This window comes from Allobosea sp. BE125 (assembly GCF_031456075.1).
Lineage (GTDB): Bacteria > Pseudomonadota > Alphaproteobacteria > Rhizobiales > Beijerinckiaceae > Allobosea.
The window spans coordinates 106,339-128,221 of the sequence record NZ_JAVDTY010000005.1; the positions used below are offsets into that span (position 1 = coordinate 106,339).

Sequence of the window (21,883 nt, forward strand, 5' to 3'; positions counted from 1 at the left end):
AGATTGCAGTCCACAACATAAGGATTGGTGAGCGCAACGTCGAGATGCCGGAGCGCACGGCCGCCCTTTCACTGCGCGCATTGCGTGGAGCGCCCGCTCATGCACTGTGGCCGCCTCGACAAAGGGACGAAGACGACAGACGATGACCTACCGCACGCACCGCCCCGAAGCGCTTCGCGCCCTCGTCCGTGACATGGTCACCAAGGCCGGCTGGACGGCAGCCGAGGCGCGCGAGACCGCCGACCATCTCGTCCTCGCCAATCTGAGCGGCCATGACAGCCATGGCGTCGGCATGATTCCGCTCTATTTCCAGTCACTGGCCGACGGCAACCTGAAGCCGCAATCCAAGCCTCATGCTCGGCTCGACGCCGCTCCCTTCCTGATCGTCGATGCGCAGGTCGCACTCGGCCAGCCCGCCGCCCGCAACGCAGTCGAGCAGGCCGGCGCAATGGCGAAGGCCGGCGGTGTCGCGATCCTGAACCTGCTCGATTCCCACCATATCGGCCGCATCGGCCATTATGCCGAGATCGCCGCCGAGGCTGGGCTGATCTCGCTGTTCTGGGTCAATGTCGCCGGGCGCGCACCGATCGTCGCCCCCTTCGCCGCCAAGGAGGCGCGCTTCGGCACCAACCCGCACGCAATCGGCATTCCGGTGCCGGAGAGCGATCCGATCATCCTGGATTTCGCCACCAGCCGCATGGCCCATGGCAAGGCCCGTGTCGCGCTGAACAAAGGCGTGCCGGTGCCGCCGGGCTACATCATCGACGGCGAGGGCCGGCCGACCACCGACCCCAAGCACGTCTTCCAGCACGCCATCCCGGACCTGCCGCTGGGCGCGCTGCTGCCTTTCGGCGACCATAAGGGCGCAGGCCTCTCCCTGATCGCGGAACTGCTCTCGGCCGGTTTGATGGGCGCCGCCCGCATCGACGAGAAACCGCAGAAGAGCTGGATCATCAATTCGCTTTTCGGCGTGCTGATCGACCCTGCCCGGCTGGAGCCGGACGCCTCGCTCCGCAAGAGCCGTATCGAGAGCTATCTCGCCTTCGTGCGCGCCGCCAAACCGCAGGACGAGGCCAATCCCGTCCTCGCGCCAGGCGACAAGGAGCGCGCGACGCGGATCGAACGGGCCAAGGCCGGTATTCCGCTCGATGACGAGACCTGGTCGCAGATCGGCGCGGCGGCGAAGCGCTTCGGCATCGACGCCGAGAGCTACTGAACAGAGCGGCGCAACGACGATGATGCTCGCCGAATACGACGCCTTCTGCGCCACCCTCCCCGCCACGAGCCATGTCGTGCAATGGGGCGACGCCCATGTCTGGAAGGTCGGCGGCCAAGTCGGTGGCAAGGTCTTCGCCATCGCCAGGGAGAGCGCGGACGAGGCTTTCGCCGTGACCTTCAAATGCTCCTGGGCGAGCTATGATATCCTGAAGGAGCAGCCGGGCCTGCGGCCTGCCCCTTACCTCGCCTCACGCGGCATGAGCTGGATCCAGCGTCAAACCGATGAGGGCATGCCCGATGAGGTCTTGCTGGATTATCTACGCGAGAGCCACCGGCTGATCGCCAGCAAGCTGAGCAAACGCGTCCGCGCGGAGCTGGGCCTCGAGGCTTGATCCGCGCCAGACAGCCCCTAAAGCAGCGCCTCGCCGCGCAGCACCGGCACGCAGGAACCGCCGACCGTGGCGCGGATGCCGTCGGGCGCGCGCCAGGCCTTGAGCTTGAGCAGGCTCGGCCGCCCCATCTCGACGCCCTGCGTCAGCGTGAACTCCGCCAACTCGCCGCCCTGAAGGGATAGCAGGAGCGCAGCCGTGGTGGCGCTGGCGCTGCCGGTTGCGGGATCCTCCCAGGTATCGCTGAGCGGCGCGAACATCCGCGCCCGGATCGTGGCGCCGTCACGGGCATAGATGAACAGCGAGAGCCGGCCCTCCAGCGCGGGCGTCGCGTCACGCAGGGCCCGGAAGGCCGCGATGTCCGGCAGAGCCTTCGACAAGGCGTCCGCCGCTACCTCGGCAAGGACGAAGTGCACTCCGACTGAAGCGCGGATCGGGCGATGGTTGGCGACCACGACATCGGAGGGCTGGAGCCCGGCACACGCCGCGATGCCCGCGACCGGCAGCTCGATCCCCGTGGAGAGAGCCTGGGGGGCGGCGATGGTGGCGCCCTGAACCTCGCCTTGCGCGTTGCTGGCGATCCTGACCTCGACCAGCCCGGCCAGCTCTTCGAAGCGCAGCACGCCGTCGCGATCCCGCCCATGACGGGCCAGGACGAAGGCGGTGCCGACATTAGGATGCCCAGCGAAGGGCATCTCATGCTTGCGCGTGAAGATGCGCACGCGGGCATCGTTGGCGGGGTCACTCGGCGGCAGGACGAAGGTCGTCTCGCTATAGTTCATCTCCGCCGCAAGCGACTGCATCTCGGCGTCCGAGAGGCCGCGCGCATCGGTGAAGACGGCGAGCTGGTTCCCTCCGAAACGGGTCTCGGTGAAGACGTCGACGGTCTCATAGGCGAATTTGCGCATGGCTGGCTCCGGCGGGGGCAGGATCACGCCCCGGCTTCAGATGCCACCGTTTCGCGGCTTGCAGAAATGAACAAAGCGAATGCGATCGATCAGAGCAGGAAATGGAGCCCAAAACCGAGAATGATGAAGCCGGTCGCGACGATCTGCGCCACGAAAAGCGGCTTCAACCGGAAGGCTTGCTCCGCCTGCAAGCCGGCGCGCTCAGCGCGGGACATACGCTCGCGTGCCTTGAACTGCTCGGCAAGGACGCTGCTTGCCCCATCGCGCTCCAGATCCATCCGCACCGCAATGAAGCCGATGACCAGACCCAGAACGCCGAGGCCGAAAAAACCGACGAGCCGCAAGGCGCCATAGGTAACGCCAAGCAGCAGCGCCGCCAGGATCGGAAAAGCGACGTAATCCCACTTCGTCATGCGCATGCTGCCATCATGCATGCGCTGTGGGAGAGCGTCCAGATCACCACATATCGAGTGCTACTCTCGCCTCGTCGGACATGCGCGACTGGTCCCAGGGCGGATCGAAGGTCATGTTGACGGTCACGCCCGAGACGCCCGGCACGGTGCTGACGGCGTTCTCGACCCAACCCGGCATCTCGCCGGCGACAGGACAGCCCGGCGCAGTCAGCGTCATGTCGATCGCGACCTGGCGATCATCGGCGATGTCGACGCGGTAGATCAGGCCAAGCTCGTAGATGTCGGACGGGATTTCGGGATCGTAGACCGTCTTCAGCGCGGCGACGATGTCGTCGGTGAGCCGATCGATCTCCTCGGGCGGCAGGCCGGAGCTCGCGCCCATGGTCGGCGCATTCGGCTTCAGTTCCTCGGCGGTATCGGTCATCGCTCATTCCAGTTCAGGCGAGCGGCCGTCACGCAAACAGCGCTTCGGCCTTCCGCAGGGCTTCAACCAGTTTATCGACTTCCTCGAGCGTGTTGTAGAGCCCAAATGAAGCGCGGCAGGTCGATGTCACTCCATATCGGGCCAGAAGCGGCATGGCGCAATGGGTGCCGGCCCGAACCGCGACACCGGCCCGGTCGATCACGGTCGCGACGTCATGGGCATGGGCGCCCTTCATCTCGAAGGCGATGATCGCCCCCTTCTGCCGAGCCTTGCCGAAGATGCGGATCGAGTTCATCTCGCCGAGCCGCTGCATGGCGTAGTCGTTCAGGCTCGCCTCATGCGCCGCGATGTTCTCCCGGCCAAGCGCCATCATGTAGTCAAGCGCCGCGCCCAGCCCGACCGCCTCGATGATCGCCGGCGTGCCGGATTCGAAGCGATGCGGCGGATCGTTATAGGTGATCGCGTCCTCGCTGACGGTGACGATCATCTCGCCGCCGCCTTCATAGGGCGGCAGCTTCTCCAGCCATTCACGCTTGCCCCAGAGCACGCCGGAGCCGGTCGGCCCATAGGTCTTGTGCCCGGTGAAGCAGTAGAAATCGCAGCCCAGCGCCTGCACGTCGACCGGCAGATGCACCGCACCCTGGCTGCCGTCGACGACCAGCGGGATCTTGTAGGCCCGGCAGATCGCCGCGACCTCCGCGATCGGCACGATCGTGCCGATAGCGTTCGAGATATGCGTCAGCGAGACCACCTTGGTGCGCGGCGTGATCAGCTTCTCGAATTCCTCGATGAGGAAGTTGCCGTCCTCGTCGACCGGGGCCCATTTGATCACCGCGCCCTGCTGCTCGCGCCAATAGTGCCAGGGCACGATATTGGAGTGATGCTCCAGGATGGAGAGGATGATCTCGTCACCCTCCTGGATCTTCAGATAGCGCCCGAGCGAGGAAGCGATGGTGTTCAGCGAACCCGTCGAGGAGCGGGTGAAGACGATCTCCTCCAGATGCTCCGCATTGAGGAAGCGCCGGACGCTCTCGCGAGCCGCCTCATAGGCTTCGGTCGAAGCGTTGGCGAGGTAGTGCAGGCCGCGATGGACATTGGCGTAGTCCTCGCGCATCAACTTCGTCATCGCCTCGATCACGGCCTCGGGCTTCTGCGCCGAGGCCGCATTGTCGAGATAGACCAATGGCTTGCCGTAGACTTCTCGCGACAGGATGGTGAAATCCTTGCGGACCGCCTCGACGTCGTAAGGTTTCGCCATCGCGTTCATGTCACGCCCTTCCCAGCTCGCGCGGCTTGTCGACGAGGGCGCCGGCATGGCCCCAGTTCTCGCGCTCGATCTCCTGGATCACGATATGCGTGTTCGCCGGATTCTTGCCGAGCACGCGCACCAGCGTGTCGGTGAACTCCTTGACGATCTCCGCCTTCTGCTCGCGGGTCGCGCCCTTGGTGATCTGGAGATTGATGTAGGGCATCAGACCGTACTCACGACCGAGGAGGCCTCGCGCTGGGAAAGCCAGGCTCGGATCTCGGCCATGACGAAGGCGCGCAGATCCTCATCGGCCACGAACTCGACCGCCTCGCCGGCGAAGGCCTGCAGCACCAGCGCCTCGGCCTGCGGCTGCGGCAAGCCGCGCGCCATCAGGTAGAAGAGCTGCTCGCCATCCATCTGCGCGACCGTCGCGCCATGGCCGCAAACCACGTCGTCGGCGAAGATTTCGAGCTCCGGCTTGTTGAACATCGAGGCGCCGTCGTTCAGCAGCAGCGTGTTGCTCTTCATGCCGCCATCGGTCTTCTGCGCATGGGGGCGCACGATGACCTTGCCCTGGAAGACGCCGGTGGCCTCGCCGCCGATGATGTTCTTGAACAGCTCGCGGCTGACGCCGTGAGGCACCGCATGGTCCATCACCAGAGTGACGTCGGAATGCTCGGCTCCGCCAAGCAGATTGACGCCCCGCAGGCCGATCTCGCTGTGTTCGCCGGCATATTTCACGAAATATTGCTGGCGCAGCGTGGCCGCCTTGCAGACCAGCGCAAAGCTCTCGAACTTGGCGTGAGCGCCGACTGTCGCAAGCAGGCTCTGCACCTGCACGGTTTCCGGAACCTGGCGCGTGACGAGGCGCAGATGCTGCACATCGCTCTCGTCGCCGGTCTCGAAAACGATCGCGCCGTTGATCTGGGAGGCCTTGGGCCCAGCGCTTTCGCTGACCTCGACGATCGTCGCCTTGACACCCTTGGCCGCGAGCACGACCGAGCGGTGGAAGATCGCAGTCTCTTCCTCGCCCGAAACCAGCGAGACGATCGCGATCGGCGCGGCGAGCTCCGTGCCTTCGGTGATCTCGACGAAGACGCCGTCGCGCATCAGCGCGGTATTGAGCATCAGGCCGGTATCGCTATCGGCGATGCTCGGCCCCGACAGGATGCGGGCCAGATCCTCGCGGGTCGAAACCAGCGCCTCGGTCAATGGCTGAACGCTCACGCCGTCGGGCAGGCCTTCAAGCGTCGAAAGCTCGGGCCTGAAAGCGCCATCGACCAGCACGAGCCGGACGCCATCGAATGGCAGCGCTGCGAGCCGGGCGGTGATCGCCGGCGTGACGCTGGCCGCGGTCGCCAGCGGCTTCGCCTCGCGCAGCAGGCCGCGCAGATCGGTATAGCGCCAGGATTCGAGCCGGCGATGCGGCAGGCCCTTGGCCTCGAAGCCGGCGAAGGCATCCTCGCGCAGCTTGCGCACGGGCAGCGTGCCGGGCAATTCAGCTTTCACATTGGCGAATTGCTGCGAAAGGGCCTGCTCGGCCGCCGTCTTCAGCGGGGTGACAATGGCCATCACGCCGCCTCCGCATAGGCCGCATAGCCGCTCTTCTCGAGCTCCAGCGCCAGTTCCTTGCCGCCGGTCTTCACGATGCGGCCCTTCGACATGACATGCACCGTGTCGGGCACGATATGCTCGAGCAGGCGCTGATAATGGGTGATGACGAGGAAGCCGCGGCTCTTGTCGCGGAGCGCGTTGACGCCCTCGGCGACGATGCGCAGCGCGTCGATGTCGAGGCCGGAATCGGTCTCGTCGAGGATGCACATCGAGGGCGAGAGCAGCGCCATCTGCAGGATTTCCATGCGCTTCTTCTCGCCGCCGGAGAAACCGACATTGAGCGGCCGGCGCAGCATGGCCTTGTCGATGCTGAGCGCATCGGCTGCGCTGTTGACGCGCTTGATGAAGTCGGGCGTCAGCAATTCGGCCTCGCCGCGCGCCTTGCGCTGCGCGTTCATCGCAGCCTTCAGGAAGGTCATGGTGGCGACGCCGGGGATCTCCAGCGGATACTGGAAGGCGAGGAAGATGCCGGCGGCGGCGCGCGCATCGGCCTCCATCTCCAGCACGTTCTCACCGTTCAGCAGGATCTCGCCGTCGAGGACCTCATAGTCCTCCTTGCCGGCGATGACATAGGAGAGCGTCGACTTGCCGGAGCCGTTGGGCCCCATGATCGCGGCGACCTCGCCGTCATTGACGGTGAGGTTGAGGCCATTGATGATCTGCTTGTCTTCGTCAGCGATCTTGACGACGAGATTGCGAATTTCGAGCATTGTTTCGGTCCGGATTTCCGCCGCGTCATGCTCGGCCCTGTGCCGAGCATCCACGACTTGAACGTGAAAAAGAAAGACGGGGATGGTCGGGACGAGCCCGACCATGACGGCATCAGCCGACGGAGCCTTCGAGCGAGATCGTGATCAGCTTTTGCGCCTCGACGGCGAACTCCATCGGGAGTTGCTGCAGCACCTCCTTGACGAAGCCGTTGACGATCAGCGCCACCGCATCCTCGGCGGAGAGGCCGCGCTGCTGGCAATAGAACAGCTGGTCCTCGCCGATCTTGGAGGTCGTCGCCTCGTGCTCGAAGATCGCGGTCGCGGTCTTGGCCTCGATATAGGGGATGGTATGCGCGCCGCACTGGTCGCCGATCAGCAGCGAGTCGCAATTGGTGAAGTTGCGCGCGCCCGTCGCCTTGCGGTGGGCCGAGACCATGCCGCGATAGGTCGAGTCGGACTTGCCCGCCGCGATGCCCTTGGCGATGATCTTCGAGGTCGTGTTCTTGCCGAGATGGATCATCTTGGTGCCGGAATCGACCTGCTGGGCGCCGTTCGAGACCGCGATCGAGTAGAACTCGCCGCGCGAGCCGTCGCCGCGCAGGATGCAGGATGGGTATTTCCAGGTGATCGCCGAACCGGTCTCGACCTGCGTCCAGGAGATCTTCGAGTTCTTGCCCCGGCAGTCGCCGCGCTTGGTGACGAAGTTGTAGATGCCGCCCTTGCCCTCGGCATCGCCCGGATACCAGTTCTGCACGGTCGAGTATTTGATCTCGGCATCGTCGAGCGCGATCAATTCGACCACGGCGGCGTGGAGCTGGTTCTCGTCGCGCTTGGGCGCGGTGCAGCCTTCGAGATAGCTCACATAGGAGCCCTCATCGGCGATGATCAGCGTGCGCTCGAACTGGCCGGTATTCTGCTCGTTGATGCGGAAATAGGTCGACAATTCCATCGGGCAGCGCACGCCCTTGGGGATGTAGACGAAGGAGCCGTCGGTGAAGACGGCGCAGTTCAGCGTCGCGAAATAATTGTCGGTCACCGGCACGACGGTGGCAAGATATTTCCGCACCAGCTCGGGATGCTCCTGGATCGCGTCCGAGATCGAGCAGAAGATCACGCCGGCCTCGGCCAGCTCCTTCTTGAAGGTGGTGACGACCGAGACCGAGTCGAACACGGCATCGACCGCGACCCGGTTCTCCGGCGCGACGCCGGCCAGGATCTCCTGCTCGCGCAGCGGGATACCCAGTTTCTTGTAGGTCTCCAGGATCGCCGGATCGACCTCGTCGAGCGATTTCGGATCGGCGCCCTTCTTCGGCGCGGCGTAATAGTAGATGTCCTGATAGTCGATCGGCGGGTACTGCACGCGCGACCAGGCCGGCTCGGTCATCGTCTTCCAGCGGCGGAAGGCGTCGAGTCGCCATTCCAGCATCCATTCCGGCTCGTTCTTGCGCGCCGAGATGTAGCGCACCGTGTCTTCGGTCAGGCCCTTGGCGGGCTTGTCCATCTCGATCTCGGTGACGAAACCGTATTTGTATTCGGTCACGTCGATCGACTTGACCTGATCAATGGTCTCTTGGACCGCTGCCATTGCCTACTCTCCAGTCGCGGGTTCAAGGCCCGCCGGTTTGGTCGTCTATCGAGACATTCAGGCGGCCGCCTGAACCTCCCGGCCCTTGGTCGCGACCAATGCTTTCGCATAGGCCGCCAAAAACTGATCGATCTGTGCCTCGCAGGTGGTCCATCCGAGGCTCGCCCGCAAGGCCCCTGCGCTCATGGCAGGGTCGACGCCCATGGCGTCCAGCACATGCGAGCGCTTGACCTTGCCCGACGAGCAGGCCGAGCCGGAAGACAGCGCGACGCCATTCAGGTCGAGCATGATCAGCGCCGTCTCCGCCCGAATTCCGGGCGTGGCGAAGGCGCTGGTGTTGGGCAGGCGCGGCGCAGAGCGGCCGAAAATCATGGTATCGGGCGCGAGAACCAGCAGCCCGGCCTCCAGCTTGTCGCGCAAGGCGGAAAGCCGATCGGCTTCCGCCGCGATGGCCTTAGCTGCGATCTCTGCCGCCATTCCGAAGCCGACGATACCGGCCACATTCTCGGTGCCGGCGCGCCAGCCGCGCTCCTGCCCGCCACCGCGTATGGGTTTGTCGGCAAGCTCGAGCGCCCCGGTGCGGAAGACGATCGCGCCGACGCCCTTGGGTCCGCCGAGCTTATGGGCGGAGAGCGTCAGAACATCGACGCCCAACATATCGATATCGATGGCGATCTTGCCGGCGGCCTGGACCGCGTCGCAATGCATCAGCGCCCCAAAATGCCTGGCGATGGCAGCAATCCCGGCAATCGGCTGAAGCACGCCGGTCTCGTTATTGGCGAGGTGCAGCGAGACCAGTGCGCGCGCCCCTGGCTGCTCCGCCGCGAGGCGCTCGAGCCGCCCTGTGAGCCAATCCGTGTCGGCCAACCCGTCCGCATCGACAGGGATCGCCTCGGCCGCGCTGGCCGGGAACCGATGCCCGTCGCGAATGCAGGCATGCTCGGTTGCGCCATGGAGCAGCAGCGAAGCCGGCGTCCTGACGCAGTCGCGCCCACCGCTGCAGTCCATCAATCCAGGCGACAGCACGGTCGCATTGGCCTCGGTGCCACCGCTGGTGAAGACAACATTGGCGGTCTTCGCCCCGACGAGCGCGGCGACCTGCGCCCGCGCCTGTTCGATCGCGGCGCGGGCCGCCCTGCCCTCATGATGGACCGATGACGGGTTTCCGGGCAGCATCAGCGCGCGCGCCATCGCCTGCGCCACGTCCGGCCGCACCGGGGTGGTCGCATTGTGGTCGAGATAGGCGCGGGTCGCTCCTGTCACGATCTCACTGGCTCCGATCCTGCCTCGCGGAAGACGGTCGGCACGAAATGCTTGAAATTGCACCCATGCGCCGTGCTATAGCCGCCCGTCCGAACCGGCCGTGGCTGGGACGACGGCTGCGCCGAAATGATGCGCTACCCGTCGGTTCCCGTATTGTTCACGGCTGTTAGAACTATTCTAAGCGCTTGATGTAGGGCGCGAGCGGCGGGGTCGTCAAGGGCGACCGGGCATTTTCGGCGGCATTTGCGCGCTGTTTTGCCCGGCGCGCGCGGCCTTGGCCCAACAAAAGGCGAGACGACAATGCCAGAGGTGATTTTCAACGGACCGGCCGGCCGGATCGAGGGTCGTTACCAGCCCGCCAAGAAGCGCGGCGCGCCGCTCGCGATCATCCTGCATCCGCACCCGCAATTCGGCGGGACGATGAACAACCAGATCGTCTACAACCTGTTCTACACTTTCGTGAACCGGGGCTTTTCGGCGCTGCGCTTCAATTTCCGCGGCGTCGGCCGCAGCCAGGGCCATTTCGACCATGGCGCGGGCGAATTGTCTGATGCCGCCGCCGCGCTCGACTGGATGCAGGCGCTGAATCCCGAGGCCAAGAGCTGCTGGATCACCGGCGTCTCCTTCGGCGCCTGGATCGGCATGCAGCTCCTGATGCGCCGCCCGGAGATCGAGGGCTTCATGTCGATCGCGGCGATGGCCAACCGCTATGACTTCTCCTTCCTGGCGCCCTGCCCCTCCTCCGGCCTGTTCGTGCATGGCTCGGAAGACCGCGTCGCGCCGGTCAAGGAGGTCATGGCGGTGATCGAGAAGGTGAAGACCCAGAAGGGTATCCTGATCGAACATGCGGTGGTCGAGGGCGCCAACCATTTCTTCGACGGCCGTGTCGACCAGCTGATGGAGCAGGTCAGCGCCTATCTCGACCGCAATGTCGGCCCCGAAATTCCGAAGGAAGAGCGCGAGGCGCAGGAGCAGGAGTAGTCCGCGGGCTCCGACCGCCCCTATCGTCGTGCTCGCCCTTGTGGCGAGCATCAACGTCTTGAACACCGCTCTCGACGCGTGAAGACGTGGATGGTCAGGACAAGCCCGACCATGACGGGCGGCCCCGATCGGGCCATGATGGCTCGCGTGCCACGAGATGGTCGCGAGCCATGCCAAACGAACCAGCCAGCCGATTGATCATGCGATGACCAGCTTCAAATCAGACCTTCTCCGTGTTCTCTCCGAGCGCGGCTATGTCCACCAGATCTCGGATCCCGAGGGCCTGGACGCTGCCGCGCTCAAAGGGCCGATCAGCGCCTATATCGGCTTCGACGCCACCGCGACCTCGCTGCATGCCGGTTCGCTGATCCAGATCATGATGCTGCACTGGATGCAGGCGACCGGCCATAAGCCGATCGCGCTGATGGGCGGCGGCACGTCGATGGTCGGAGACCCCTCCTTCAAGGAGGAGTCACGCAAGCTGCTGACGGTCGAGGACATCGAGCGCAACCTCACCGGCATCAAGCGCGTCTTCGCCAACTACCTCGATTTCGGTGGCTCGGCGACCATGATGAACAACGCCGACTGGCTGCTCGGGCTGAACTATCTCGAATTCCTGCGCGATGTCGGCCGACACTTCTCGGTCAACCGCATGCTGTCCTTCGACAGCGTCAAGACACGGCTGGAGCGCGAGCAATCGCTGTCCTTCCTCGAATTCAACTACATGATCCTGCAGGCCTACGACTTCGTCGAGCTGAACAAGCGCACGGGCTGCATCCTGCAGATGGGCGGCTCCGACCAGTGGGGTAATATCGTCAACGGCATCGATCTCGGGCACCGCATGAGCAATGTCCAGCTCTATGCCCTGACCTCGCCGCTGCTGACGACATCGTCCGGCGGCAAGATGGGCAAGACGGCCTCGGGAGCCGTCTGGCTCAACGCCGAACTGATGGGCGCCTACGATTTCTGGCAATTCTGGCGCAACACCGAGGACGCCGATGTCGAGCGTTTCCTGAAGCTCTACACCACGATGCCGATGGCCGAGATCGCCCGGCTTGCGGCGCTGGGCGGTGCCGAGATCAACGAGGCCAAGAAGGTCCTCGCGACCGAGGTTACAGCCATGCTGCATGGCCGGGAGGCTGCCGATGCGGCCTCCGAGACTGCGCGCAAGACCTTCGAGGATGGGGCGCTTGCAGACGATCTTCCCAGCGTCGCCGTGGCAAGGTCCGAGCTTGAGACCGGTCTCGGCGTGCTGACCGCCTTCGTCAAAGCCGGCCTCGTGCCCTCGACCGGCGAGGCGCGACGGCAGGTCAAGGCGGGCGGCCTTCGGGTCAACGACGCCGCCGTCACGGACGAACGTGCGACGCTGACGCTCTCGGAGCTCTCGGGCGAAGGGGTGATCAAGCTCTCCTTCGGCAGGAAGAAGCACGTCCTGCTGCGGGCGCAGTAACGACGCATCGGCCAGAAAAGCGGTCGCCAGTTTTCGAAGAAGCCGCCGCAACACCAGAAACGACAATGTCGGCGCCGGTCTATGCCCGCTCCGACGTCGTGGCCTCAGCGCGTCGGCGCCGGCGCCGGGGCTGCCTGCGGCTGCTGAATCGGCGAACCGCCGAGCGGATCGACGAAGCGGCGCAGGATGCCGGGTGCGAGCGCCGAGAGCGGGTTGATCGTCATGGTCGGAGCACTTGCGGCGCCCGATATCCGGAAGTTCACCGCAAAAAGCCCGCCATACTGGCTGCCGCCGCCAAGCAATGCGCCGACGACAGGAACCTGGGCGAAGGCGTTGTTGAGGGCGTAGCCCGGCACGAAAGTGCCAGCGATATCGACCCGGTCCCGGCCATAATCGACATTGCCCTGCAGGGTGAAGCCGAGCTGCTGTCCCCAGATCACCATGTCGGACACATCGAACCGGCTGGCCGAGCGGCTGAAGACGGCCCTGAGCTTGGTGAAGGCGACCTCGCTGACGTCGATCCGCAGCGGAGCCGGCGCCGGCCCCGCGCCGCCGGTTCGATCTCCGGCCGGTGCCGCGCCGGACTGCTCGCCGACGACCCGGCGCAGAGCCGGCTCGTCACGCACGATGAAGTCGCGGAACAGCAATTCGCCGTTCTGGCGCGTATCGCCCGGCCCCAGGCTCAAGATTAAGTCGCCGCCATAGGCGCGCCGGTAGAGATCAGCGAAACGCAGCAGCGCGCCACCATTCTCGGACTGGATGACGATCGCGCCCGGCGTATCGCCTTGTCGCCCCTGCTTGGCCGTGACCTCGGCCCGGCCGATCCGGCCCTGGAAGGCAAGCGAGCGCATCTCGCCGCCGCGCTTCGACAGTTTGAGCGAGGCATTGCTGATCGCTTCATTGTTGAAGCCGGTCAGGATCGGGACGTCGAGGTCGATATCGAGATCGCCGCCCTTGGCTGCATTCTTGTCGCCGCGCGCAGCTGGACCCGACGCGCTCTGCAGGTCGCGGATGAAGGGGCGCACATCCGCCACCGCGCCGCGAATGACGAGCTTGGTCACATTGCCGTCGCGCTTGGCATCGACCTTGAGATTATCGCCCGGCGAGATCTTGAGCTGGGACAGCGTCGCGCTCTCGAAACCGTTCTGCTTGTTCAGTTCGATCCGGCCCTTGATCAGGGCCGGCGCCGCGTCCAGCACGAAATCCTCGAGGTCGGGGCCATTGGCATCGGCGGCATAGCTGAAGCTCACACGCCCCGCCCGGCCTGCAGCCTTGTTGAGGCCGGGAATGACACCATCGAGCGTCGCCTTGGTCAGGTCGATCTCGACGCGCGGCAGCGTATCGACGCCCTTGCCCAGCGCCTTCGCCACCTTGACCTGAATGGGGCCGCCGATGCCGCTCTCAGGCCCTAGCCCGCGCCTCTGTCGCGCCGCGCTGTCGAGCAGCAGGGACAAGCTCGCCTCGCCCTTGCCGTGGTTGTCCTGTCGGACCTCGATCTGCCCACGATCGCCACTGATGCGAGCCTCCCCCTTTATCAGCAAGCCGGCCTTGTCGAAGTTCCAGCTTAGATTGCCGCCTTCGAGCTTTTCGCTGCCGAGCATCACATCGGACGAAATATTGGACAGCGTGCCGACGCTCTGCACCACGACCTCGCTGGGCTTGGGGTCGTCGGCCAATGGCAAGTTGATGACGGTCTTGAGGTCGGTCATGCCCTTGATCGCGGCGGGGTCGACCGGTCCTGATGAGAAATCCTTCAGAGCGGGGAAGGAGAACAGCGCCATCAGCGCCTCCATCGGTCCCGTCGAGCGGAACGCCACGCGCGCCGGCGCTCGCTGGATCCAGGTTTCGGCCATGCTGAAGCTGCCCTCACTCAGCATGAGTTGCCTGCCATTGCCCAGATCAGCCGCAGCTTTGGCGATCTGGAGCTGCACCGTTCGCCCTGTCGTCTTGCCTGAGACGACGCCGTCGACCAGCGGCGGTAGCCCCGGCCCGGGCAGATAACGCACCTGACTGGCCTCGACGACAACGCTGAGCGCGCCATCGGGCAAGCCGGCGCCGCGCAGCAAGCGGGCGTGATCCTCGGCCGGCAAATCGAGTTCGACCGCGAGACTGCCGACCCGGCCAGCCACGAATTGACGCGACAAAGCGGTATGGACATCGGGCGAGGTCCAGCGCGGCCACAGCGCCAGCACGGCCCGGACATCGGAATCGGTCGCTTTGATCGAGAAACGCTGTGTCGGCGATTCGCCGGTCTTCTGCACCAGCCCCGTCATGTCGGCCGTGATCGCGGGGCCTCTCACCGCCAAGGCGTCGATCCGCACCTCGTTCGAGCGCGGGTCGAGCAGCAGATTGGCCTTCAGGCTGTCGACGGCGACAGGCGGATCCTGATCGACCCCGGGGATTTGGCCGGAAGCGTCGAGATCCAACCTCCAGGCGCCATTCTCTTCGCGCAGCGTGCCGGCGCCCTTGAGCCGGGTCGCACCGGCGTTCAACTCGGCCATCGACACCTGGAGCACGGAGAAATCATTCTCGCTCGCGACCTCGACATGCCCCGATTCGACGGCGATCGGTGCCAACGGCCCGCCCGGAAACTGAATGGTGCCCGGCAGCACGTCGAGTCGGGCCGTGATCGCCTTCTGGCCGCCCGGCTTCTGGGTCAGCGTCGCGCGGCCTTTCAGTGGCAGGCCCTCGATGGTGATCCCGCCGCTACCGAAGGCGAGCGCCACGACCTCGGCGGGCTCGAAACGGACGATGTTGATATCAGCGCGCTGCGTACCGTCGGCCTCGCTCGACAGATCGATCGCAAGCTCCTTCCAGCGCTGTCCGGTGCGGCCCTTCGCGCTCAGGCGCGTCGTCCGTTCGCCCGTGCGTGACAGGCTGATCTCGACATCCTCGAAACCGGCGCGTTGGCGCCCATCAGGGTCGATCAGCGACAGGCGGGCGCCATGCATGCCCGCCGTTTGCAGCGCGCCGAGCAGGCCCTCGCCCTGCGCCAGCGTCGCGACCGCTCCCATGATGCCGGTGAAGGCGTTCCACTGGCCGGCATCGGGCAGCGTCGAGGCGGGCTGCGCCTCCGCGGGAGCCGAATCGGCATTGACGATCAGCGCCCCGTTCTTGTCGACGCCGAGGCGGACATTCACGCCGCGCAGATCGACCGAGACCAGCTTGATCTCTCCGAGCAACAGCGGAAGCGGCTCGTAGCCGAGCACGGCCTCCGGCGCGCGGATGACCGCGCCGCTGGTATGACGAAACGAGACCTGCCTGACGCGCAACTGCGAGTGGCCATCGATGCGGCCAAGTTCCGCGGCCGCCGCCTCGACCGTCCAGCCTGCGCCGAGCCTCTCCTCGATCGCGCCCGCGATGCGCCCCTCGAGGCCCGATAGCGGGATCAACCCCGTGACCAGAAGGGTCACGGCAGCGCCGGCCAGGGTCAGAACGGCGACGGTGACTGCGACCGCGATCGTGACCAACCCGGCCTTCGCCCGCTTCTTCACAGCCGCGATGTCGCAGGCCTCCTGCGCGGCGGCGGTTGCCTCCGCCGGCGGGGCGCTCCCGTTCGCGTGCTGCTCTTGCAATGCCTGCGTCGTCCTGTGTTCGGAAAAGGCGTTTTCACGGGGGTCGGCCGTCAGCGCTCGGACGTCAACGCCCGAATCCGGAGGATGTTTCGGCGTCGCGCTCGAATCGGCATCGATACGAATAAAAACATACTAGCGGCTGCGCCTGCGCGCGCCATATTGAAGCCAGCTGGCGGAGCGCTGCTCTTGCAGACCGAAGGCGACGAAAGGAAGGCGAAACATGGCATTGAAGCAAGGCGACAAGGCCCCCGATTTCACGCTCGCGCGGGACGGCGGCGGCACGCTTTCGCTCGCAGGCCTCAAGGGACGAAAGGTTGTCCTCTACGCCTACCCCAAGGACGATACACCGGGCTGCACCCAGGAGGCGATCGCCTTCAACGGCCTGCGCAAGGCCTTCACTGACGCCGGCACGGAGATCGTCGGCATTTCGCCCGATCCGGTGAAGAGCCACGACAAGTTCAAGAAGAAGCACGGACTCGACTTCGCGCTCGCCGCCGACGAAACGCTGACCGCGCTGCAGGCCTATGGCATCTGGGTCGAGAAGAGCATGTATGGCCGCACCTATATGGGCGTCGAGCGCACCACCTTCCTGATCGACCAGGATGGCAAGATCGCCCGCATCTGGCCCAAGGTGAAGGTCGCCGGCCATGCCGACGAAGTCCTCGCCGCCGCCCAGGCGCTGTGACGCGGAACCGACGGGCTGCCCTCAAAAAGCAAGGCAATTTGCGAAAGATTAACCTTAACCAACCCTAATAGCGGGATCGGCAGCGTAACATCCGGTCCCGCGTATGACACAGTCCTCCTCTGCCCCCGCCCTTCCCGTCGCCGGGCTCTTCACCCACAAGACCTACACGATGCGCCGCGCGACGGTGTTTGCCGGCCTTGCCTGGCTGACTGTCACCACGGCCTGCAGCGGCGCCGCCGGCTGGTACATCCTCAGCAAGGACGACCTGGCAGCGCGATTGATCACGCGCGAAACCACCCGCCAATACGCCTATGAGGATCGAATCACCGCCTTGCGGGCCGATATCGACCGCTTGGCCAGCCGCGCACTTCTCGACCAAGACGGTGTCGAGGCCCGCGTCGACGAGCTCGCGACCCGGCAGGCCGAAGTCGAATCGCGCCAGGCGCTCGTCACCGCGCTCGCCGACACGCTCCAGACCGGCGGCATCACCTCAAGCATCAAGGCCCCGCTGCGGCCCCGGATACTCAAGCCGGAGGAGCCGATTCGCGCTTCCGGCATCACCAGCTTTGCGCCGATCATGCCCGCCAAGCCGATGCCGGCGCCGGACACCCCGAGCCTGCGCGGCGCCGAGACCGGCAAAGCGGACATCAACAAGAGCGATGCCGGCAAGGCCGCTCCCTGGTTGTCGGGAGCCGGTGAACCCGAGCCCCAGCCCCCTGCTCAGCGGGTCGCTGCGGCCCTGACACGGCTGGACCACGCCATAACGACAACGGCAGGCGCGCAGCTGGCCGCGCTGAAGGACATGGATGAGAGCCTGGCCGATTCGCAGAAGCGCATGCGCGGCGCGCTCGCTGAAATCGGTATCGACACTGACAGGATGAACCCGGTCGTTCCCGTGGCGGGCGGCACCGGCGGCCCCTTCGTGCCCTTCAAGGTCGACCCGTCGAAGGGGCCGTTCGAGGCGACGCTGGATGCGCTGCAGCCACGTATCGCCGCGGTTTTCCGCCTGCGCGGCCTCACCGAACAATTGCCGCTCGCTCGCCCCATGGCCGGCGATGCCGATTTCACCTCGAATTACGGCTATCGCGTCGACCCCTTCACGCGCGGCCCGGCGATGCATACCGGCGTCGATTTCCGCGCCGAAGCTGGTTCTCCGATCCGCGCCACCGCACCGGGCAAGGTCATCGTTGCCGAATATAACGGCGGCTACGGCAATATGGTCGAGATCGAGCACAGCAATGGGGTCAGCACGCGCTATGCCCATATGTCGGCGATCCTGGCCTCGGTCGGTCAGGTCGTGACGACGGGCACGGTGATCGGCCGTGTCGGCACCACCGGCCGCTCGACGGGCCCGCATCTGCATTACGAGACCAGGATCAACGAAGAGCCGATGGACCCGACCCGCTTCCTGCGCGCCGGCGCCAAGCTCGCCGGGCGGGCGACGCTCTAGGATGTCACGAAGCCAAGAGCGGAGCGCTGCCCGCTTGACGGCGCCACGCTGAGGCCAGACGAAAACAAAATGGCCGACCCGGCAGGGTCGGCCATTTTGCTGAGTGGAGCCATCCTGGCTCGCATCCGCCCATTCGAAAACGCATTAGAACAAAGGGTTAGAGTAGTTTCTGATCCAATTGGATCGGAAACTGCTCTAGTCGATGTCTTCGACTTCGACCTCGGTGCCATAGACCCGCTGCGCCAGCGAGGCTTCCATGAACGGGTCGAGCGCGCCGTCGAGAACGTCGCTCGGGGCCGTCGAACTCACCCCCGTGCGCAGATCCTTCACCAGCTGATAGGGCTGCAGCACATAGGAGCGGATCTGGTGGCCCCAGCCGATATCAGTCTTCGAGGCCTGCTCGGCATTGGCCTTGTCTTCGCGCTTCTTCAGCTCGACCTCATAGAGGCGCGCGCGGAGCATGTCCCAGGCCTTGGCCTTGTTCTTGTGCTGCGATCGTTCCTGCTGGCACGAGACAGCGATGCCTGACGGGATGTGGGTGATGCGGACGGCCGAATCGGTCGTATTGATGTGCTGGCCGCCCGCGCCCTGCGCCCGGTAGGTGTCGATCCGGCAATCGGATTCGTTGATGTCGATGACGATGCGGTCGTCGACAACGGGATAGACCCAGACCGATGCGAAGGAGGTCTGGCGTCTCGCATTGGAATCAAACGGCGAGATGCGCACGAGCCGGTGCACGCCTGATTCGGTCTTCAGCCAGCCATAGGCGTTGTGCCCCTTGAACTGCAGGGTCGCCGATTTGATGCCGGCGGTGTCGCCGTCCTGGTATTCCAGCGTCTCGACCTTGAGCTTGCGCCGCTCGCCCCAGCGCCGGTACATCCGCAGCAGCATCTCGGCCCAGTCCTGGCTTTCGGTGCCGCCCGCGCCGGGATGGATCTCGAGATAGGTGTCGAGCATGTCGGCTTCGCCCGACAGCAGCGTCTCGACCTGCCGGCGCGCCGCCTCGGCCTCGACAGTCTTGATAGCGCCCTCACCTTCGGTGATGGAGGCTTCATCCTCCTCCATCTCGCCGAGCTCGATCAGCGTAAGCGCATCGTCGAGATCACGTTCGAGCTTGACGATGCCGTTGATCTGCTCCTCGAGCGAGGTGCGCTCGCGCATCAACTTCTGCGCGGCGTCGGCATCGTTCCAGAAATCGGGCCCCTCGGAGAGGGCGTTCAGTTCGGCGAGACGGCGTTGTGCTTGATCCCAGTCAAAGATGCCTCCTCAGCAGTCCAATCGACTGCTTGGCGTTGTCGAGCTGGGTCTGGATTTCAGGACGCATGGGCGTGTCAGAACTTTCGCTGAAGCTTCTTGAAGTGAAGCGTTGAGATAGGGGTGAAAACGCCGGCTGTAAACGCCCGGTGGCGTCAGGGTCGGCTTTGGGCCGACCCGCCTCCCCCTCTTGAGAATCCCGGGCTTGCGCTTGGCTGCGCCCGAGAATGACGTGACGGGGTCAGTACAATCCGCCGGTCCCGGAGCCGACCGAGCGCCCGCCGCCGGGCGAGACGCTGAGCGGCGTCGAGCCGTCGCCGGCGGCTCCGATGACGGAGTAGCTGTCGGGCGGCGCGGTGCCGGGCTTGAACGCCTCCAGGATGCCGCCCTCGCCGCCGGAGCGCATGCCGGTTTTGGGGTCGACCCGGATCAGCTTGATGCCGGCCGGCACGCGGAACGGCGTCGCCGGCTTGTCCTTGAGCGCCGCCATCATGAAATCGCGGAAGATCGGCGCGGCGTACTGGCCTGCAGTCGCCGAGGTGCCGAGTGACTTCGGCTTGTCGAAGCCCATATAGACGCCGACGGCGAGGTCCGGCGAGAAACCGACGAACCAGACGTCCTTGGCTTCGTTGGTCGTGCCGGTCTTGCCGCCGAGCGGCTTGCCGACGGACTTCACCACCGTCGCCGTGCCCGCATTGACCACGCCTTCGAGGATCGAGACCATCTGATAGGCGGTCAGCGGGTCGAGAACCTGGTCGCGGTTGTCGACGAGCCGCGGTTCGCGCTGATTGTTCCACTTGTCGGCGTCGCAGCCTTCGCAGACGCGCTGGTCGTGCCGGAAGATGGTCGCGCCCCAGCGATCCTGGATGCGGTCGATCAAGGTCGGCCGGATGCGCTTGCCGCCATTGACGAGCATGGCGTAGCCGGCGGTCATCCGCATCACCGTGGTCTCGCCGGCGCCCAGCGCCATCGAGAGCACGGGCAGCATATCGTCATAGACGCCGAAGCGGCGGGCATATTCCGCGATCAGCGGCATGCCGACATCCTTGGCGAGCCGGACGGTCATCAGGTTCTTGGAGAACTGGATGCCATAGCGAAGGGTGTGAGGCCCGGTCGACTTTCCGTCGTAGTTTTCCGGCCGCCACATGCCGAGCCCGCCGCCCTGGTCGATCTCGATGGGGCCGTCCAGCACGATGCTCGACGGCGTATAGCCGTTGTCGAGTGCGGTGGCGTAGACGAAGGGCTTGAACGACGAGCCTGGCTGACGCAGCGCCTGCGTCGCGCGGTTGAATTCCGACTGGTCATGCGAGAAGCCGCCGACCATGGCGAGCACGCGGCCGGAGAACGGATCCATCACGGTGATGGCGCCGTTGACCTCAGGCAATTGCCGCAAGCGGACCTGCCCCGGCCGGTTGTCGATGGGCTCGACATAGACGACATCGCCGACCGACACAGCCTGCGACACGCGTGCACGCCGCGTCCATTTGATGCCGTCGGCGCCGAGCGTCACCGTCGTCCGTTCACTGCGCAGCGCGCCTGAGGTCTCGTTGAGCGGGTGGAGGCCGATGCGAGCCGTGTCGCCGGTGACATCCAGGACGACCCCGAGACGCCAGGGCGCGACATCGCCCAGCACTTTCAGCTCGCCAATGGCCAGGCCCCAGTCGCGAGCGTTCAGGTCGATCTTCTGGATCGCGCCGCGCCAGCCGCGCGCCTCATCGAAACGCACCAGCCCGTCGACCAGCGCCTTGCGCGCCATCAACTGCATCTTGGGATCGACGGTCGAGCGCACGGAGAGGCCGCCTTCGAGCAGCTTCTTCTCGCCATAGCGATCCTGCAATTCGCGGCGAATTTCTTCGGCGAAATAGCCGGCGGCGATGTTGTTGGGCGAAACCGTGCGCGGATTGACGCCGAGCGGCTGCTTCTTGGCTGTGTCGCCGGCCTCGCGCGTGACGTAGCCGTTCTCGACCATGCGATCGATCACATAGTTGCGGCGTTCGATCGCGCGCTCGCGGTTGCGGAAGGGGTGCAGATCGGTCGGCGCCTTGGGCAGCGCCGCCAGATACGCCACCTCCTGCAGGTTCAGTTCATGCACCGACTTGCCGAAATAGTTCAGCGCTGCTGCGCCGATGCCATAGCTGCCCTGCCCCGGAGCCGGCGCGCCGAGATAGATCTCGTTGAGATAGAGCTCGAGGATCTTGTCCTTGGAATAGGTCGCCTCGAGGCGCAGGGCGACGAGCGCCTCGCGGATCTTGCGCTCGTAGCTCTGTTCGGCACCGACGAAGAAATTCTTCGCGACCTGTTGGGTGATCGTCGATGCGCCTTGCGGTCTGCGGACTCCCTTGTTGCGGAAGTTGCTGATCGCGGCGCGCACGAGCCCTTCGGGATCGACGCCGACATGCTTGTAGAAATTCTTGTCCTCAGCCGAGAGATAGGCCTGGATGACGAGCTTGGGCACGGCCTGGATCGGCATATAGAGCCGGCGCTCGCGTGCAAACTCCGCGATCAGGCTGCCGTCGCCGGCGTGGACGCGCGTCATCACCGGCGGCTCATAATTCCTGAGCTGGGCCGAATCGGGAAGGTCCTTCGAGTAGTGCCAGACGAGGCCGGCTGCGCCCACGGCGCCAATCACGAAGACGATCGTGCCGGCAGCAAAAAGCCACCCGAAGAGTCGCAGAACAAACCGCATAGGAGGCCCTGGCCCTCACTGTCATGGCT

18 protein-coding genes are annotated in these 21,883 nt (G+C 65.3%); 6 read left to right on the forward strand and 12 right to left on the reverse strand.

Translation table 11 applies throughout. From position 1 onward, the window contains the following. Positions 1 to 142: 142 nt before the first annotated feature. Both J2Y55_RS13420 and J2Y55_RS13425 read left to right on the forward strand, forming a co-directional pair. On the forward strand, positions 143 to 1,216 hold the full coding sequence (locus J2Y55_RS13420) for a malate/lactate/ureidoglycolate dehydrogenase (protein WP_310153663.1): 1,074 nt from the start codon (positions 143 to 145) through the stop codon (positions 1,214 to 1,216). A gap of 19 nt (positions 1,217 to 1,235) precedes the next feature. Then, positions 1,236 to 1,610, forward strand: a complete 375-nt coding sequence (locus J2Y55_RS13425) for an MmcQ/YjbR family DNA-binding protein (RefSeq protein ID WP_310153666.1) — start codon at positions 1,236 to 1,238, stop codon at positions 1,608 to 1,610. A 17-nt stretch (positions 1,611 to 1,627) separates the two neighbouring features. On the opposite strand, the gene J2Y55_RS13430 is transcribed toward J2Y55_RS13425, so the two are convergent. The 9 genes from J2Y55_RS13430 to J2Y55_RS13470 all read right to left on the reverse strand — a co-directional run bounded on the left by J2Y55_RS13430 (position 1,628) and on the right by J2Y55_RS13470 (position 9,773). Beyond that, positions 1,628 to 2,515 (reverse strand): PhzF family phenazine biosynthesis protein, encoded by an 888-nt coding sequence (locus tag J2Y55_RS13430; RefSeq protein WP_310153667.1) that lies wholly within the window; start codon positions 2,513 to 2,515, stop codon positions 1,628 to 1,630. Positions 2,516 to 2,604: 89 nt separating this feature from the next. Further along, positions 2,605 to 2,934, reverse strand: coding sequence for a hypothetical protein (locus J2Y55_RS13435; protein WP_310153669.1), 330 nt, complete (start codon positions 2,932 to 2,934; stop codon positions 2,605 to 2,607). A 37-nt stretch (positions 2,935 to 2,971) separates the two neighbouring features. After that, on the reverse strand, positions 2,972 to 3,310 hold the full coding sequence (locus J2Y55_RS13440; RefSeq protein ID WP_244548537.1) for an SUF system Fe-S cluster assembly protein: 339 nt from the start codon (positions 3,308 to 3,310) through the stop codon (positions 2,972 to 2,974). A 70-nt stretch (positions 3,311 to 3,380) separates the two neighbouring features. After that, positions 3,381 to 4,619: a cysteine desulfurase gene (locus J2Y55_RS13445; RefSeq protein WP_310153671.1), complete on the reverse strand. Its 1,239-nt coding sequence runs from the start codon at positions 4,617 to 4,619 to the stop codon at positions 3,381 to 3,383. 1 nt (position 4,620) lies between these two features. After that, complete coding sequence (locus J2Y55_RS13450) at positions 4,621 to 4,824, reverse strand: tautomerase family protein (RefSeq protein ID WP_310153673.1); 204 nt, start codon at positions 4,822 to 4,824, stop codon at positions 4,621 to 4,623. Beyond that, positions 4,824 to 6,173, reverse strand: coding sequence for a SufB/SufD family protein (locus J2Y55_RS13455; RefSeq protein WP_310153675.1), 1,350 nt, complete (start codon positions 6,171 to 6,173; stop codon positions 4,824 to 4,826). The genes J2Y55_RS13450 and J2Y55_RS13455 overlap by 1 nt, the downstream gene beginning before the upstream one ends. Next, positions 6,173 to 6,925 (reverse strand): Fe-S cluster assembly ATPase SufC, encoded by a 753-nt coding sequence (gene sufC, locus J2Y55_RS13460; RefSeq protein ID WP_310153677.1) that lies wholly within the window; start codon positions 6,923 to 6,925, stop codon positions 6,173 to 6,175. The genes J2Y55_RS13455 and sufC overlap by 1 nt, the downstream gene beginning before the upstream one ends. Before the next feature lie 112 nt (positions 6,926 to 7,037). Then, positions 7,038 to 8,510, reverse strand: coding sequence for a Fe-S cluster assembly protein SufB (gene sufB / locus J2Y55_RS13465; protein WP_310153680.1), 1,473 nt, complete (start codon positions 8,508 to 8,510; stop codon positions 7,038 to 7,040). A gap of 57 nt (positions 8,511 to 8,567) precedes the next feature. Beyond that, entirely contained in the window at positions 8,568 to 9,773 is a 1,206-nt protein-coding gene (locus tag J2Y55_RS13470) for a cysteine desulfurase family protein (RefSeq protein ID WP_310153683.1), read from the reverse strand. A gap of 300 nt (positions 9,774 to 10,073) precedes the next feature. On the opposite strand from J2Y55_RS13470, the gene J2Y55_RS13475 reads away from it, so the two are divergent. Together J2Y55_RS13475 and tyrS are read left to right on the forward strand one after the other, a co-directional pair. Then, complete coding sequence (locus tag J2Y55_RS13475) at positions 10,074 to 10,754, forward strand: alpha/beta hydrolase (RefSeq protein WP_069691513.1); 681 nt, start codon at positions 10,074 to 10,076, stop codon at positions 10,752 to 10,754. 205 nt (positions 10,755 to 10,959) lie between these two features. Beyond that, positions 10,960 to 12,204, forward strand: a complete 1,245-nt coding sequence (tyrS, locus tag J2Y55_RS13480; RefSeq protein WP_310153690.1) for a tyrosine--tRNA ligase — start codon at positions 10,960 to 10,962, stop codon at positions 12,202 to 12,204. Positions 12,205 to 12,308: 104 nt separating this feature from the next. Here the strand turns inward: tyrS and J2Y55_RS13485 are convergent, their stop codons facing one another. After that, positions 12,309 to 15,779 carry a hypothetical protein gene (locus tag J2Y55_RS13485; RefSeq protein ID WP_310153693.1) on the reverse strand — a complete coding sequence of 1,157 codons (3,471 nt, stop codon included), beginning with the start codon at positions 15,777 to 15,779 and terminating at the stop codon, positions 12,309 to 12,311. A gap of 220 nt (positions 15,780 to 15,999) precedes the next feature. Here J2Y55_RS13485 and J2Y55_RS13490 point away from each other — a divergent pair, with 220 nt between their 5' ends. Both J2Y55_RS13490 and J2Y55_RS13495 read left to right on the forward strand, forming a co-directional pair. Then, positions 16,000 to 16,464 carry a peroxiredoxin gene (locus J2Y55_RS13490; RefSeq protein WP_310153696.1) on the forward strand — a complete coding sequence of 155 codons (465 nt, stop codon included), beginning with the start codon at positions 16,000 to 16,002 and terminating at the stop codon, positions 16,462 to 16,464. Between the two features lie 103 nt (positions 16,465 to 16,567). Continuing rightward, complete coding sequence (locus J2Y55_RS13495; protein ID WP_310153699.1) at positions 16,568 to 17,914, forward strand: peptidoglycan DD-metalloendopeptidase family protein; 1,347 nt, start codon at positions 16,568 to 16,570, stop codon at positions 17,912 to 17,914. Positions 17,915 to 18,109: 195 nt separating this feature from the next. Here J2Y55_RS13495 and prfB read toward each other — a convergent pair. Both prfB and J2Y55_RS13505 read right to left on the reverse strand, forming a co-directional pair. Then, positions 18,110 to 19,238 (reverse strand): peptide chain release factor 2 gene (gene prfB / locus J2Y55_RS13500; protein WP_310153702.1). Its coding sequence is split into 2 segments (ribosomal slippage): positions 18,110 to 19,168 and positions 19,170 to 19,238, totalling 1,128 coding nucleotides; the frame shifts between segments, so codons are not numbered across the junction. A 171-nt stretch (positions 19,239 to 19,409) separates the two neighbouring features. After that, positions 19,410 to 21,854, reverse strand: coding sequence for a penicillin-binding protein 1A (locus tag J2Y55_RS13505; protein ID WP_310153704.1), 2,445 nt, complete (start codon positions 21,852 to 21,854; stop codon positions 19,410 to 19,412). Between the last annotated feature and the right edge of the window lie 29 nt (positions 21,855 to 21,883).